The sequence below is a fragment of the Brevibacillus ginsengisoli genome (genome assembly GCF_050113715.1).
GTDB classification, from domain to species: domain Bacteria; phylum Bacillota; class Bacilli; order Brevibacillales; family Brevibacillaceae; genus Brevibacillus_H; species Brevibacillus_H ginsengisoli.
In genome coordinates this window covers 30,027-46,388 of record NZ_JBNJQR010000005.1, presented here as the reverse complement: position 1 = coordinate 46,388, position 16,362 = coordinate 30,027, and the positions used below count along the sequence as shown (strand labels likewise).

Here is a 16,362-nt window from a genome sequence, read left to right as displayed (position 1 = left end):
TCATTCTTTATTGGGGCCATCCCGTTTTCATAATTCCTTCTGGTCGTTTTCTATGCTTATTTTATTGAGGAAAAGTCATATGTTTTTTTATTTTTTGACAATGATCTTAGAATCAAACCCGAGCCTATTAACAAAGTAATGATAAGAAACAAGGTACCGTCAGTGATAAATTCAGGTCCCTCTTTTAAAATAGGGTTAAATAATGTATTACCCCCAATCGCTTTTTCTCCACTCACCCCAAATCCCAAAATACATGTTTGCGCCCAATTCCATATGGTGTGAACGCCACAGTTAACCCATAAATTTCCCTCTTTTAGAAAAAGAAGTGAAAAAAAGATTCCATAACAAACGATGGCAATAAACGTATATAGGCTAAACTGAGGTGTTAACAAATGGAGAAGACCAAATACAAGAGAAGAAACAACAACCCCCACCCATACTCTAGTTCGTACCGAAATCACTTGAAATAGCCAGCCTCTAAAGAGAATTTCTTCTCCAGCACCTTGTATCAAAAAAGCTATCATCCAAATAAACATCGAACTCAAAACGGTACCATCTACTTTTTGTAAATCAAGCTTCAAGTACCCTAATGCTAACATTGCTCCCGTAATAACAATAAAAAGGATCAATCCATACAGTAAGCCCTTGGTATATTTCTGAAAAGCAGCCTTTTTCGTAAAACCAATTGTATGGATTGGACGTTTTTCAACATATCGAATCCATAAAAATAAAATTCCAACACCAGCTGTAAAGTAAACAAATTCGGCAGAGCTAAAATAGACATTTTGTAAAAATACATTTTCAGAGTTTTTCAGAGAGTGTAGTAAGACGAGGATGCCTTCTCCAATCGCCTGGCCTCCTACAATAAAAACAATAAGCAAAATAATTGCAAAAATCGGGTTAACTTTTTTCCTTCCCACTTTTGTTTGTTGAATGATGAATGATTCTTCCATCTTCAAAACAAATCCCTCCACTGATGTAATGAAAAACGAACGTATTCAAGCTTTCTTAAATTTTCTTCTATAAAAGTCATATTGGTTAGTGGCAAAAAGTCATAAGTTCATCCTTATTCAGGGTGAAGGTGGAACAGGTAAAAAAAAAAAATAGACACCAATTTTTGATGTCTATTTTTGTAAACAATTCAGTTTATACATCTATCATAACCGCTAATTAAATTCTGATTTTTACTTGGTGGAGGTCTCAGGCATTAGCCTAAAATGAAGAGCGCTAGTCACGCCACATGGGAATGAAGTTGTAGCACCTAGTCTTTTTTTACGGTAAGTGGAATCTTTACACTTTTCCCCAGGTATGTACCGCTAATAATTGATTGCCCTACAGCTTTCGTTACAACTAAACCGTTTGTAACATCCGCAATCTCTTGATTTTCAATACTCCATTCAACCTTTTCCGTAACATATTCACTGCTTCCATCCTCATAAACTGCTTTTACTTTTACTTGTTTATTCTGATTTATTTTCATGGTTAATTTCTTACTGGATGGGACAAGATTTTTCAATTTCTTTTCTGTTGAAACGACGGAGACCCTAACTTCAATTGATTGTCCCCTATATTTTGCCGTCAAGATAGCTTCTCCATTAGCTATTGCTCTGACTTTACCTCTATAAACTTCTGCAACACCACTGTTACTCGACCACCAATTCGCCAGCTCCGTCACATCTTCTTCTGTTTGATCAGAGTAAACTGAAATCACTTTTAGTTTCTGCGTTTCACCTTGCTTTAGTTTAAGATCCCCCGTTGAAATCTTTAACTGAGTAGTATCTACTACTTTTACAGGAATATCTATGCTTAATCCTTTGTAAGTTGCAGTAGCAACGGTATTTCCTGATTTTTCCGCGTACACCTCTCCTTCAGAGATCCAGCAAATACCCCTATCATGAACTGACCATTTTGCAAGTTTTGTGACATCCTCTTTTCTACCATCCTCATAAATAGCAAAAATCTTGATATTAGTACTTTCTCCTGCTTTTATCTTTAAGTCACTCAATGAAGCTTCTAATTTAGATTCTGTGAAACTCTTTTTCAACTCTGTAACCGATTTATACTTATAGATCGTTTTATCATTGTTGTTATACAGTAGAATTCCACCATTATCATCAACGATCACATCTGTTACCTCGAAGGGAAACTCAAATATTTCTTTGTAAGATTCTTTATCATACAAATTTTTAGAAGAAAAGATATAGTCATTATAAGCATAAATAATCGGCTCATTGTATGTTCCTTTACTATAACTTAAACGATTTTTATCAAATCTTCGCTTTCCAAAAAACAGATCGTTTCCATCTATCACTACTTTTTCACCGTATGTGCCTCCAATCTCTTCTAACTGTATGTCTTTTATCGTATCTATCACGTGAAGCTCATGGTCAGCTAAATATAGTAAATTATTTGTTCGATCAACCGCAAAGAAGGGTGGGTAAAACCTAACATTCATAGCTCTTTCACTTGTTTTTTTCTTAAATGAGTATCTATACAGATATCCCCACTGATCTCCGCCTATAGAATACATTTTATCGTCATACACTGCGATTCGATAAGGAGACTGCATTAATTCGATTACATCAACCTTATTATTTTTGTTTAATTCTATAACAGCTACCTTAGTCGATCCATACAATGCTACATAGAGCTTTTCTTTATAGTACTCAATATCCGTAGGTTCAGAACCAATAAATAACTCTTTTTTTACAGTGAAATCACCGCTATCGACAAAGAGTAATTTATTCGTATCTCTCTGTATGGCGTAAATCATTTGTCGCTTGTTATCATAGGCCCAATCGGTAATTTTGTCACCAAATGTAATTTTGTTTTTTTGAATTTTAAAATCAGTTTTCGGCAATGTCTTCTTCAGAGGAAGTCTTTTTAACAGTTGTTCCTTAGAATTATAAATAATAAGATTATCTGATTTATCCATTAAAACTTTTATTCTAGTATCTCTAGAGTTAAGGTCGTTTTTATTAACAGGAAGTTCCATAATTGGAATGAACAAATCGCGATCATAAACAGTCGTGTTTGATATAACGTATTTTCCCTTTACGTAGATAATAGTCTCCGCACGGCTATTGCCATTGTCAGCTCTTGTCTTGTACGTTCCATCTATAGTAGCCAAATTACTACCGTCTAGCTTGCGACCGGCGTAATATACACTAGTCCCATCAAATAGAATTTTACGTTCGGGATAACTAAATCCATATCCTTCTTTGTATGTTGAACGATGCAAAATCCCATAATTCTTCGTACTTAGTGCAATGCAATTTCCACCCGAAGTTCCAGATTCACCAATGTAAAGTACATGCTTTACCGGATCAGCAACAATATCTGGATCGGTAAAGCTAAAAAATTGTGCGCTATTAATATCTATTTTTTCATCACTTGAAGAATCGAGATTAAACATATACAATTCTTGCCAACCCTTATCTCCAGATACATAAAACAATTTATTTCCTTCAATGGCAAGTTGAGACGGTTTATTACTTGTAATCAACTTATTTTCAATTACTTTGTTGTTTACATCAACAACAGCGATTGATGTACTTCCCGATAAGGCGATATACAATTTCGTATTTTGTAAAACAAGATTAGTTGGATAAGACCCAATATCTATCTCTTTTTCCACTTGCAAATTATTTAGTGAGATAAATAATAATTGATTGCTTTCTTTAGAGATAGCGTAAATATAGCCTCTCTCATCATCAAGTACCCACTCTGTAATGCTTTGGGCTACTTTTTCACTTTGAAGCACTTTTTTTGCTGCTTCCGCTTTCTGTAGAACTGGTGAAGAAAACCATGTTGCACAAAGCACTAGAAAACAGGTAAATAAGATTAAACTTTTCTTCATAAGGGTTCCTCTCTTTATTAAATAGGAGTATTAAAAATTATAGAAATATTATAACGCTATCTGTAATTTATATCCATTTATAGGTGATATAAATAAGACAGGCTTGAGATTTGACTGCATAAAGGATAGCATCGGAATTATGTATTGGACGAGGTGAGTAATGGGAAAACTGGATTTTTTCTTCACGCATATTCTTTTTTCCCTATGTCCCAGACAATTACACTGACTAATAATTTTCCTTTGTTCATCACAAATAAAAAACACCACTCACAATTTGATATGATCCCCTCATAGTAGACAGAAAAAAGTAAGCACTTTACTCTGTCTATTATGGGGGGATTTCTTATGGGAAAGATCAAGAGAACTTTTGACGCTGCATTCAAGAAAAAAGCAGTAGATTTATACTTGATAGATGGAATGGGTTATAAAACCGTAGCTAAAGAATTAGGGATCGATCCCTCTGTAGTGCGTCGGTGGGTGGGACATTTCGAAGCCGAAGGGTTGGCTGGTCTTGAAGAAAACGAGGAAAAGCAAAAGGTCCTGGTATAGGTAGACCACGAACGAAACCAGAGGATCCTGAGGTTAAAATCAAACGATTGGAAGCAGAAAATGCATTGTTAAAAAAGCTCTTACAGATGTGAAAGGTGGAATGGATTCGGTACCGCAAGGTAGAAAGTTTGCTGTCATCGAGGAATTAGCCAGGAAGGGATACAGCATTCTACTTTTATGCCAACTAGCCCAAGTCTCCAGAAGTGGATATTACAAATGGGTAAAAAGGCAAAAGATCACCTCTTCCAAGCAACTTGAGGACGAGCAGATAATGGAGAGGATTGCAGAGTGCTTTAAAAAAGTCCGGGGAATCTATGGATATCGACGGGTCAAAGTATGGCTTGAGAAGAAATACGGACTGAAAATAAACCACAAACGTGTTCAACGATTGATGAACGTGATGGGGATTCAAGCGATCATCCGCAAGAAAAAGCCTTATTACGGTAAAAAAGAAGCGTATGTAATTTCAAGCAATCTCCTGAACAGGAACTTTCATGCTTTCAGACCAAGCGAAAAATGGATCACAGACATTACCTATTTGATTTTTAATGGACAAAGACTATACCTATCCGCCATTAAAGACCTATATAACAAAATTATCGCTTATCAGATCAGCCGAAGAAATGATTTGAAGCTCGTTATTGATACACTCAAGAAGGCAAAAAAGAAACGGAATGTTCGAGGAATCCTGCTCCATAGTGATCAAGGATTCCAGTATACATCCCGTCAATATAACAACCTGCTTAAAAAATATAAGATGATAGCCAGTATGTCCCGAAAGGGAAACTGTTGGGATAACGCATGTATGGAGAACTTTTTTAGCCATTTTAAAACAGAATGTTTTAACCGCTGTACGTTCCGTACAGTTGAGGAAGTAAAACATGAAGTCCAACGCTACATCCATTTCTATAACCATGAACGTTTTCAACAAAAATTAAGCAACTTAAGTCCTTTTGAATATCGGACTCAAGCTGCTTAAAATGGCTTTTTATTTCCTGTCTACTTGACAGGGGTCAGTTCAATTTGAGCGGTGTTGTTTGTTATGTATGGTGGAGGCGGGGGGATTCGAACCCCCGTCCGAAAACAGCGACACATAAGCATCTCCGAGCGCAGTCACTCATTTAAGTTTCGGTGATGGATTCGCGGAGTGACGCGCTGACCCAGCACCTAGCCTGATTGATCTTCTTCCTTCGACCCCAGGCGGAGGTCTCCGGCGTATCCCACTAAAGTTGAGCGCTATTCACGCCACATGGGCGATGGAGTGGTAGCGCCTCACTGGTTATTAAGCAGCGAGAGAAAGTTGTTTGTTGCCAGTTAATGGCTTTCCGCGTTGATGACGAGGTCCGCAGCCCCCCGGCTCGCTTCTTATGCTCAACCATCCCCGTCGAATCCAGAACGCCCCCATGATAGAAGTCTAACCTTTGGTAAGGTTAGAAAATTAGAGGTTAGAAGGTTAGCATGAAAAGGTTTGAAACATTCCACCAAAAAATATGAGAGATAAGAAAATCTAGGTGGACAAGAACGGGTCTTCTCCACCTAAATTCAGCAATTAAATCATCTGCTGATGACCTAAATTCATTAAAAAGTTGTTAACAGATAGATGACCATACGAGGTAAGGCATCTGTCGTGGTAGTACACTTAATATAGCATATCGTATAGACGGTATCAATGTTAGTTTATAGCCAAACGGGGTAAAAAGAACCAGTTACGCTTTTTGACGATCACGTAACGCACGTTCGACTTCGCGTACTGCATCTTTCTTCTTCAACGTCTCCCGCTTGTCGTAGTTCTTCTTCCCTTTCGCCAGACCCAGTTCAACCTTGGCCCAGCCGCCCTTCAGGTAAATGCTGAGCGGTACAAGGGAGTAGCCCTTTTCACGCGTAAGCCCAATGAGTTTCAGGATCTCATTACGTCGCATAAGCAGCTTGCGCGTACGTTCAGGCTCATGATTGAAGCGGTTGCCCTGATCGTATGGACTGATGTGCACCTTGTGCAACATGAGTTCACCATGCTCAATTCGGGCGAAGCTGTCTTTTAACTGTACCCGTCCAGCGCGCAGGGATTTGATCTCCGTACCGGTTAGAGCGATTCCTGTTTCATACACTTCTTCAATGAAGTAGTCGTGTCTGGCTTTTTTGTTTTGAGCTACGGTTTTGGTTCCCGCTTTTATAGTAGACATGAAGATCACCTCGCAGACCTGAATGGTATCAGTTAGTTTATCAAAAAAAGAGCATACTCGCAAGTTGGTTATTTTCTCTTACGCTTGGCGGATTTGGCCACTTTGTTTTTGCGCTGTTTTTTGGCAGCGACCAGATCCTCCCAGAACTGCTTCGGCTTCTCCCGCTTCGCCTCATTTTCACTGTTCCCCGCATCATCTCGCGAGGATGCCAGGTCGAACCCTGGTTTAGCGGTTATCGGATTCTTGTCTTTGATTTTTTTACGGCGAGCTGCAGCTGGGCTCATCTCTTTATTTTTGCCGCGTTCATTACGACCGCCGCGTTGACCACGGAAGTTGCCTCCGCCTCGGCCTTCGATTACTTTGGGCTTGCGGTCAAAGCGAGGCGCACTCTTCTTCATGCCGACAATCTCAAAGTCAATGGTGCGTTCATCTACATTTACATTGGCTACCCGCACCTGCACCACATCACCGATTCTAAACTGCTTGCGGGTTCGTTCCCCTACCAGCGCGTACATCTTTTCGTGGTAATGGTAGTAGTCATCGGTTAAGTAGCTGACGTGAACAAGCCCTTCGATGGTATTCGGCAGCTCAATAAACATCCCGAAAGACGTCACACTGGAGATGACACCCTCGAACTCTTCCCCGATGTGCTCCTTCATGAACTCCGCTTTTTTCAGATCGTCCGTCTCGCGCTCGGCATCTACCGCCAATCGTTCACGTTGGGAGGTATGCTCAGCGATAATCGGCATCTGCTCTGCCCAATAGGCTTCCTTCTCACCGCTCATTTCGCCAAACTGAATCCATTCCCGAATCATGCGATGCACGATAAGGTCAGGGTATCGTCGGATTGGTGAAGTAAAGTGTGTGTAAAACTCCGTTGCCAACCCGAAGTGTCCGAGGCTCTCCGCCGAATATTTGGCTTGCTTCATCGAGCGAAGCAGGACGGTACTGATGATAATTTCTTCCGGTGTGCCTTTGGCTTCTTCGAGGAGTTGCTGCAAGGCCCGTGGATGAACAGAATTTCCTTTTCCACGTACGCTGTATCCAAAATTGGTCACAAACTCCATAAACGCTTGCAGCTTTTCTTCCTTGGGATCTTCGTGAATCCGATAAATAAAGGGTCGCTTCATCCAGTGGAAATGCTCCGCAACCGTTTCGTTGGCGGCCAGCATGAACTCTTCAATCATCTGTTCGGCAATGGAACGGGTACGGAAGCCGATATCTGTTGGTACGCCTTCTTCGTTGACGTAGATTTTGGCTTCGCGGAAATCGAAATCAATCGCACCACGGCGCATCCGCTTGCTGCGAAGTTTCAGACAAAGTTCTTCCATCTGTTGAAACATCGGAACGAGATCTTGATATTTCTCGATTAGAGCTTCGTCCTTATCTTCGAGAATGCTTCTGACATCCGCATACGTCATCCGCTCATTCGTGCGAATCACACTTAAAAAGATATCGTACTTAACGACATTCGCCTCTCGGTCAATCTCCATATCACAGCTGACCGTCAAGCGATCGACTTTGGGATTCAAGCTGCAGATTCCGTTGGAAAGACGGTGTGGAATCATCGGGATTACCCGATCCACGAGGTAGACACTGGTTCCCCGTTTATAGGCTTCATTGTCTAAGGCCGATTTTTCCTTGACGTAATAGCTGACGTCGGCGATATGTACACCTAATCGATAGTTACCGTTGTCCAGCTTCTCCAATGAGACAGCGTCATCAAGATCCTTGGCGTCCGCTCCGTCGATGGTCACCATCATGCGGTCACGCAAATCGCGACGTCCGCGGATTTCCTCTTCACTGATTTCATCTGGAGCATCTTCAGCCTCTGCCAATACATCTGCCGGAAAAGCTTCTGGCAATCCAAATTTGCGGATAATCGAAAGAATGTCTACACCCGGGTCGTTCTTGTGACCAAGGATTTCAACGACTTCTCCCTCTGGATTGGCGCGTCCCTCTGGATAACGAACGATTTTTACGACGACCTTATGTCCGTCAACCGCTCCATTGTAAGCTGCTTTGGGAATGAAAATATCCTTGGCAATCCGTCTGTCATCGGTCACGACAAAGGCATAATGCGTCTCGTCCTGGAATGTCCCAACTACCTCGGTAATTCCACGCTCGACAATTCGAATGATCCGCCCCTCAAGACGAGCTCCATTCGATTCCTTCTCCACTCGGACCAGCACGATATCCCCATGCATAGCACCATGCATATCATTGGCATGGACGTAGATGTCTGGCTGTCCTTCTGTTTCCGGAATGACAAAGCCAAACCCTTTGGGATGATTCTGCAATCGTCCACGAATCAGATTCATCTTCTCAGGAACGCCATAACGATTTGTTCGTGTACGAATAATGGCTCCTTGATCTTCTAATATATTTAATGTTTTTACCAGTTCCTTGAAATCATCGGAGTTTTGTAACTGAAAGGCCTCTTCCAGTTCTTGCACCGTCATCGGATGGTAAGCTTGCTCTCGCATAAACGAAAGAATTTGTTCTTCTTTCATAGGCAGGCTCCTTTTTTCTTATTTATACTATAAGTATTTGCAATTAACTGTTGAAACAACCCCTGTAATCTCATCGTACGCCTGATTTCAGCACAATGGTACCCTTTTCCTATGATAAATTCCCGAAAAGCACAAAAAAGACAGCAAGTACTAAACTTGCTGCCCTTCTAGCTATCCATATTAGCCACCGAATCGTTTCAGGAAGTAACCTAATAAAATGGCAGATACCATGAAAAGTACAGCCAAAACAGTAGTCAATCTACCCAAAACCGCGTCAAAACCGCGAGCTTTCTGTTTTCCAACTAATTGTTCCGCTCCACCGGAAATCGTTCCAGAGAGACCAGCGCTTTTACCGGACTGAAGCAATACGGCAAGAATTAGTCCAATGCTAGAGATAGCAAGCAACACTTTAATAAGCGTAATACCCATGCTTCTATTCACCTCAAAAGTTTGATCATTTTCGCATATTGGCATGTACAGGTACATATCGAAAAAAGTTTAGAGATTCTCAAAAATAAACATCTATCTAAATGTATCACAGTTGCCTGTATTCATCAAGTTCATCAAAATATGGATTTTTTTTGTCGGATGAAGGCTTGCCTTGCAACCACCCATAATTTACCGTAAAATTGCTTTTGAGTCGTCTATTTTTCATTAGGAGGTCTTTATTGCATGGCTGGATCCAATTTCAAAAAGGATATGAATCAGAATGACGTAATCGATTCTGGAAAGGCCTTTTTCACTTCCTTCGGTATTCTTTTTCTCGTATTTCTTATCGCACTTGTAGTTTCTGTCATGTACCCTCCACAACACGGCGAACAAGCAAAAAACGGCGGAGCAGCTACCGCACCATCTAAAGAAGTGAACGCAGAACAGATCGTGAAACAAACTTGTACGGCTTGCCACGGTCAAAACCTCGAAGGTGCTATGGGACCGAACTTGACCAAAATCGGAAGCAAGTACAAGCCAGAAGAAATTGAGAACATTTTGAAGAATGGTAAAGGCGGCATGCCACCTGGACTGCTGAAAGACGATGCTCAAGTCAAGGCAGTAGCCAAATGGCTATCCGAGAAGAAGTAAGTTGAACATCTAAAAAAACCCTGATCCTCAAGGGTTTTTTTATTTTTCATGGATCTGTTCACACATTAAAAGATAAAGCATGCCGTCAATCAGACAGCATGCTTTTTGTTTTTGCTCTTGCCAGGCGCTTCCCTTACTTTTTCAAGTTGTAGAAAGCTTTCTGGCCACCGAAGCGGGAAGTTTCGCCCAACTCGTCTTCAATGCGGAGAAGTTGGTTGTATTTCGCTACGCGGTCTGTACGGGAAGGAGCACCCGTTTTGATTTGGCCAGCGTTGGTCGCTACTGCGATATCCGCAATAGTGGAATCCTCGGTTTCACCAGAACGGTGAGAGATCACTGCTGTATAACCAGCGCGTTTTGCCATCTCGATTGCATCAAATGTTTCAGTAAGCGAACCGATTTGGTTTACTTTTACAAGGATGGAGTTGGCTGTGCTGCTCTCGATACCGCGAGCAAGACGCTCTGTGTTGGTTACGAACAAGTCGTCGCCCACCAATTGAACTTTGTGACCGATGCGTTCAGTAAGTGCTTTCCAGCCATCCCAGTCGTCTTCGGACAAACCGTCTTCAATAGAGATGATTGGGTATTTGCTGATCAAATCTTCGTAGAAAGCGATCATTTCTTCTGTTGTTTTCACAACGCCTTCGCCTTCGAAGTGGTATTTGCCGTCTTTGTACATTTCAGTAGAAGCTACGTCAAGCGCCAAGAATACATCTTTACCTGGCTCATAACCAGTTGCTTTGATCGCTTCGAGAATAGTTGTGATCGCTTCTTCGTTGGATTTCAAGTTTGGCGCGAAACCACCCTCGTCACCTACTGCTGTGTTCAAGCCTTTGGAAGCAAGCACTTTTTTCAAGGAGTGGAAAATCTCAGCACCGATGCGAAGCGCTTCAGAGAAGGATTCAGCGCCTACAGGCATTACCATGAATTCTTGAATGTCTACAGTGTTGTCCGCGTGTTTACCACCGTTCAAGATGTTCATCATTGGAACTGGAAGTGTTTTGGCATTGAATCCACCAAGGTAGTTGTAGAGTGGAACACCCAAAGAATCCGCAGCTGCGCGAGCTACAGCCATGGAAACGCCAAGGATTGCGTTAGCGCCCAATTTACCTTTGTTCGGTGTACCATCCAATTCGATCATGGTCATATCGATACCAACTTGATCAAAAACATCCATGCCGATGATCTCAGGCGCGATAATGTCGTTTACGTTCTTAACCGCATTGAGAACGCCTTTACCGAGGTAACGGGATTTGTCTTCGTCACGAAGCTCAACTGCTTCATATGCTCCTGTAGAAGCTCCGGATGGAACCGCTGCGCGACCCATAGCGCCATCTTCCAAATAAACTTCAACTTCTACTGTTGGGTTACCGCGAGAATCAAGAATTTCACGAGCATAAACGTCTGTAATCATTGCCATTGTATATCCAGCTCCTTTAATAGGGTTAATTACTTTACCTGCTATTATTTCTTGATGAGTGTTTGGCCAGTCATCTCTTGAGGTTGTTGAATACCCAGAAGTTCTAGCATAGTTGGTGAGAGGTCAGCCAGCACTCCGCCTTCACGAAGCGTAAGCCCTTCCTTCGTCACGATCAGAGGAACAGGGTTGGTGCTGTGGGAAGTAATCGGGCGACCTTCCGGATCAAGCATCACATCTGCATTGCCGTGGTCAGCTGTAACAAGCGCTACGCCACCTTTGGCAGTAATCGCTTCTACTACCTTGCCCATACATTCATCCACGGTCTCAACCGCTTTGATCGTTGGTTCCATTTTACCAGAATGACCCACCATATCACAGTTCGCAAAGTTAAGGATGATCACATCGAAGTTTTCGGCTTCGATCTCCTTCAAAACCGCTTCGGTCACTTCGTAAGCACTCATCTCAGGTTTAAGGTCATAGGTTGCAACCTTTGGAGAAGGAATGAGAATGCGCTTCTCACCAGAGAATTCCTGCTCACGTCCACCGCTGAAGAAGAACGTCACGTGTGGATATTTCTCCGTTTCGGCAATACGCAATTGCGTTAGGTTGTTGCGAGAAAGCACTTCACCCAATGTATTGTCCAAGTTGGTTGGTTTATAAGCAACATATCCATCCACAGTCTCAGAGAATTTGGTCAGGCAGACAAAGAAGAGATTCTTCGGTCTTCCTTCACCGCGATCAAACCCGCGGAAATCATCGTTAGTAAACGCCTGAGATGTTTGGATTGCACGGTCAGGGCGGAAGTTGAAGAAGATAATCGCGTCTTCACTCTCTACTTTTCCTACCGGTTGTCCTTGTTCATCCACAATAACGGTCGGCATGACGAACTCGTCCATGATGGATTTCTCATAGGATTCTTTGACCGCTTTAATCGGATCGGTGTATTTTGGAGCATCACCGTATACCATCGCACGATATGCTTTTTCTACGCGCTCCCAGCGTTTATCGCGATCCATTGCATAATAACGGCCTTGGACTGTCGCAATTTTACCGACACCAATTTCCTTCATTTTCGCTTCAAGTTCTTCGATGTACTTCACTGCGCTGTCTGGAGCTACGTCACGGCCATCAAGGAAGCCATGAACATAAACCTCATGGAAGTTCTCACGCTTCGCCATTTCCAGAATCGCGAACAGGTGGGTAATGTGGCTATGTACACCCCCATCTGATAAAAGTCCAAACAGGTGCATTTTCTTGCCTTTTTCTTTGCAGTGGTTAAAGGCTTTGAGCATTGTTTCATTCTTGAAGAACTCGCCATCTTGAATGGCTTTGGTGATACGGGTCAGCTCCTGGTAAACGATACGTCCCGCACCAATATTCAAGTGCCCTACTTCAGAGTTCCCCATTTGTCCTTCAGGAAGTCCTACTGACATACCACTTGCTCCTAGCGTCGTATGCGGGTAAGCGTTCCACAGTCTGTCATAATTCGGTTTCTTGGCTTGAGCCACAGCATTGCCGTATGACTCGTCACGCAAACCGAAGCCGTCAAGTATCATTAACGCTACAGGTTTAGGTCTATTTGCCATTTGACTTACCTCCTAGCTGCGCTTGCTCCAGCGATTAGGCTGGTGTATCCATCAACAGTAAGACTTGCTCCACCAACAAGAGCCCCATCGATATCTGATTGAGTCAAGTAGCTTTCCACATTCTCAGGCTTCACACTTCCACCGTATTGAATGCGAACAGCATCAGCGGACGCTTGGTCATAAAGTCCGGCAATCACTTGACGGATGTAAGCAATTGTCTTGTTCGCTTCTTCAGCGGAAGAAGATTTACCGGTTCCAATCGCCCAGATCGGTTCATAGGCGATTACCACATGAGAGAGTTCAGCCTTGTCCACTCCGTCCAGCGCAAGTTTGGTTTGACGTTCTACCACTTGCTCTGTTTGGCCTGCCTCGTATTCTTGCAAGGATTCCCCTACGCAAACAATCGGTTTGAGGCCGTGAGCCAATGCCGCTTTGGTTTTCTTGTTCACTGTTTCATCGGTCTCGTTAAAATATTGACGACGCTCGGAATGACCCAGAATTACGTAGGCAATCCCTAATTCTTTCAACATCAACGGACTGATTTCGCCGGTAAACGCGCCTTGTTCCTCGAAGTGCATGTTTTGTGCGCCTAAAGCGTAGGATGAACCTTTAAGGCTTTCTGCTAACGCAGGCAAAGCCGTAAATGGCGCGCAAATGACTTGTTCCACTCCGGAAATCGGCTGTTTGGCAAGCAGTTGTTTAGCAAACTCGGTTGCCTCCGCAATCGTCTTGAACATCTTCCAGTTTCCTGCCAGTATTGGTGTTCTCATCCAAACTTCCTCCCTGACACACATCATCAATTTATTTGTCTTGTAAAACCGTTACCCCCGGAAGCTCTTTGCCTTCCATGAATTCCAGGGAGGCACCGCCGCCAGTGGAGATATGAGACATTTTATCCGCAACATGAGCTTTTTCAACCGCTGCAACAGAATCCCCGCCACCGATGATCGTCACTCCGGAAGAAGTCGCCATTGCTTCGGCAACACCGATGGTTCCTTTTGCGAACGCGTCCATTTCGAATACACCCATTGGGCCGTTCCAGATGATCGTTTTGGAGCCTTCCACCGCTTTGCGGAAAATCTCCAAGCTCTTCGGACCGATATCGAGTGCCATCCAGCCATCCGGAATCGTATCGATGCTAACAACCTGTGTCGCCGCATCCGCCGCAAATTTATCCGCCACGACTACGTCTACAGGCATCAGCATGTTGACTCCGCGTTCTTTCGCTTGTTTCATCAAGCTTTGTGCAAGCTCCACTTTGTCTTCTTCGCACAAGGAAGAACCAACGCCATAGCCTTGGGCTTTAATGAAAGTATTGGCCATACCTCCGCCAATAATCAATGTATCTACTTTCGTTAACAAATTTTCAATAACAGCGATTTTGTCTTTTACCTTCGCTCCACCAATGATTGCGGTGAATGGACGCTCAGGCTTGCTTAATGCGCCACCGAGGAATTGAATTTCTTTTTCCATCAAGAAACCAGCTACAGCAGGGATATATTGGGCAATTCCAGCTGTTGAGGAGTGTGCACGGTGAGCCGCACCAAACGCGTCATTTACGAACACATCAGCAAGATTGGCAAAGCTTTTCGCCAACTCTGGATCGTTCTTCTCTTCGCCTGCATGGAAGCGAACGTTTTCTAACAAAATCACGTCGCCATTGTTCATGGCAGCAACAGCTTGTTCCACTTCAGGACCAATGGAATCCGTGAGCTTTTTCACTGGTTTGCCTAAAAGTTTGGAGAGGTGTTCTCCAGCTGCAGTCAAACGCATTTCTTCAACCACTTGGCCTTTTGGACGTCCAAAATGGCTCGCGAGAATCACTTTCGCTCCTTGCTCCACCAAATATTGAATGGTTGGCAATGCTGCACGGATACGCGTATCATCCGTAATTTTGCCATCTTGCATAGGAACGTTGAAATCTACGCGGCAAAACACTCGTTTTCCGGCTAAATCAACTTCGCGGATAGACTTTTTGTTCACGACGAAATCCTCCTCAGGTTTGGGTAAACGAATGGTTAAAGCCAAAAGGGAGAGTATTCATCCTCTCCCTTTTATTTTCATACCGTACTAATTGTAAGGTTTAGAGGCCACGCTGTGCAATATATGTGCAAAGATCTACTACACGGTTGGAGTAACCCCACTCGTTATCATACCAAGCAACAACTTTCAGCATGTTGCCGTCGATTACCATTGTGGACAACGCATCGATTGTAGAAGAAGCTGGGTCACCGTTGTAGTCAACAGATACCAATGGCTCATCAGAGTAAGCCAGGATACCTTTCAATTCGCCTTCAGCCGCTTGTTTAAACGCAGCGTTAACTTCTTCAACTGTTACGTCTTTGTTCAGTTCTACTACCAAGTCAACAACAGATACGTTTGGTGTAGGCACACGCATTGCCATACCATTCAGTTTGCCTTTCAATTCAGGAAGAACAAGGGAAACTGCTTTTGCAGCGCCAGTAGAAGTTGGGATGATGCTTTCCGCAGCCGCGCGAGCACGACGCAAGTCTTTGTGTGGCAAGTCAAGAATTTGTTGGTCGTTGGTGTAAGAGTGAACAGTTGTCATCAAGCCACGAACGATGCCGTATTTTTCAAGCAATATTTTTGCGAATGGAGCCAAGCAGTTGGTTGTGCAAGAAGCGTTGGATACAACAGTGTGTTTCGCTGGATCGTATTGTTCATGGTTAACACCCATAACCACTGTGATATCTTCGTTAGTAGCTGGAGCGGAGATGATAACTTTTTTCGCGCCGCCTTCCAAGTGTTTCGCAGCGTCTTCGCGTTTTGTGAAACGGCCAGTAGATTCTACTACGATCTCAACACCGTATTCTCCCCATTTCAAAGCGCCTGGATCACGCTCAGCCAAAACCGCGATTTCTCTTCCGCCTACGATCAAGTTGTTGCCGGATACTTCAACAGTTTCGTTCAATTTGCCGTGTACGCTATCATATTTCAACAAGTGAGCCAAAGTTTTTGCATCAGTCAGGTCGTTAATCGCTACAATTTGTACATTAGGATTTTTAAGCGCTGCGCGGAATACGTTACGTCCAATTCGTCCAAATCCATTAATACCTACTTTAACCATGAGTAAAGACCTCCTTCTATTTGTAAAGCAAAATTATTTATTTAAGATTCTCTGTTTGCGTGGGCTTGCTACATCACTGGTATTATT

12 protein-coding genes, 1 other RNA gene and 1 pseudogene are annotated in these 16,362 nt (G+C 43.0%); 3 read left to right on the top strand and 11 right to left on the bottom strand.

Annotated elements, in window-relative coordinates; translation table 11 throughout:
* Positions 1-56: 56 nt before the first annotated feature.
* Both ACQCN2_RS11695 and ACQCN2_RS11690 read right to left on the bottom strand, forming a co-directional pair.
* On the bottom strand, positions 57-953 hold the full coding sequence (locus tag ACQCN2_RS11695) for a CPBP family intramembrane glutamic endopeptidase (RefSeq protein ID WP_426929402.1): 897 nt from the start codon (positions 951-953) through the stop codon (positions 57-59).
* A 308-nt stretch (positions 954-1,261) separates the two neighbouring features.
* On the bottom strand, positions 1,262-3,859 hold the full coding sequence (locus ACQCN2_RS11690; protein WP_426929094.1) for a hypothetical protein: 2,598 nt from the start codon (positions 3,857-3,859) through the stop codon (positions 1,262-1,264).
* 345 nt (positions 3,860-4,204) lie between these two features.
* Here ACQCN2_RS11690 and ACQCN2_RS11685 point away from each other — a divergent pair.
* A pseudogene (locus ACQCN2_RS11685) lies at positions 4,205-4,500 on the top strand (transposase).
* An 8-nt stretch (positions 4,501-4,508) separates the two neighbouring features.
* Positions 4,509-5,387 carry an IS3 family transposase gene (locus ACQCN2_RS11680; RefSeq protein WP_426929093.1) on the top strand — a complete coding sequence of 293 codons (879 nt, stop codon included), beginning with the start codon at positions 4,509-4,511 and terminating at the stop codon, positions 5,385-5,387.
* Between the two features lie 68 nt (positions 5,388-5,455).
* Here ACQCN2_RS11680 and ssrA read toward each other — a convergent pair.
* From ssrA to secG, 4 genes are all read right to left on the bottom strand, one after another.
* Positions 5,456-5,811, bottom strand: a transfer-messenger RNA (tmRNA) gene (gene ssrA, locus ACQCN2_RS11675).
* A gap of 303 nt (positions 5,812-6,114) precedes the next feature.
* The gene (smpB, locus tag ACQCN2_RS11670; RefSeq protein ID WP_426929092.1) at positions 6,115-6,588 is read right to left on the bottom strand and encodes an SsrA-binding protein SmpB; all 474 of its coding nucleotides are present in this window, start codon (positions 6,586-6,588) and stop codon (positions 6,115-6,117) included.
* 68 nt (positions 6,589-6,656) lie between these two features.
* Positions 6,657-9,101: a ribonuclease R gene (rnr, locus tag ACQCN2_RS11665; RefSeq protein WP_426929091.1), complete on the bottom strand. Its 2,445-nt coding sequence runs from the start codon at positions 9,099-9,101 to the stop codon at positions 6,657-6,659.
* A 180-nt stretch (positions 9,102-9,281) separates the two neighbouring features.
* Positions 9,282-9,530 (bottom strand): preprotein translocase subunit SecG, encoded by a 249-nt coding sequence (gene secG / locus ACQCN2_RS11660; RefSeq protein WP_426929090.1) that lies wholly within the window; start codon positions 9,528-9,530, stop codon positions 9,282-9,284.
* Between the two features lie 243 nt (positions 9,531-9,773).
* Here secG and ACQCN2_RS11655 point away from each other — a divergent pair, with 243 nt between their 5' ends.
* The gene (locus tag ACQCN2_RS11655; protein WP_426929089.1) at positions 9,774-10,181 is read left to right on the top strand and encodes a YqzM family protein; all 408 of its coding nucleotides are present in this window, start codon (positions 9,774-9,776) and stop codon (positions 10,179-10,181) included.
* Between the two features lie 133 nt (positions 10,182-10,314).
* On the opposite strand, the gene eno is transcribed toward ACQCN2_RS11655, so the two are convergent.
* The 5 genes from eno to gap form a co-directional block, all read right to left on the bottom strand.
* On the bottom strand, positions 10,315-11,601 hold the full coding sequence (gene eno / locus ACQCN2_RS11650) for a phosphopyruvate hydratase (RefSeq protein WP_426929088.1): 1,287 nt from the start codon (positions 11,599-11,601) through the stop codon (positions 10,315-10,317).
* A gap of 44 nt (positions 11,602-11,645) precedes the next feature.
* On the bottom strand, positions 11,646-13,187 hold the full coding sequence (gene gpmI / locus ACQCN2_RS11645; protein ID WP_426929087.1) for a 2,3-bisphosphoglycerate-independent phosphoglycerate mutase: 1,542 nt from the start codon (positions 13,185-13,187) through the stop codon (positions 11,646-11,648).
* A gap of 5 nt (positions 13,188-13,192) precedes the next feature.
* On the bottom strand, positions 13,193-13,957 hold the full coding sequence (gene tpiA / locus ACQCN2_RS11640) for a triose-phosphate isomerase (protein ID WP_426929086.1): 765 nt from the start codon (positions 13,955-13,957) through the stop codon (positions 13,193-13,195).
* Positions 13,958-13,988: 31 nt separating this feature from the next.
* The gene (locus ACQCN2_RS11635) at positions 13,989-15,170 is read right to left on the bottom strand and encodes a phosphoglycerate kinase (protein WP_426929085.1); all 1,182 of its coding nucleotides are present in this window, start codon (positions 15,168-15,170) and stop codon (positions 13,989-13,991) included.
* Between the two features lie 100 nt (positions 15,171-15,270).
* Positions 15,271-16,275, bottom strand: coding sequence for a type I glyceraldehyde-3-phosphate dehydrogenase (gene gap / locus ACQCN2_RS11630; RefSeq protein ID WP_426929084.1), 1,005 nt, complete (start codon positions 16,273-16,275; stop codon positions 15,271-15,273).
* Between the last annotated feature and the right edge of the window lie 87 nt (positions 16,276-16,362).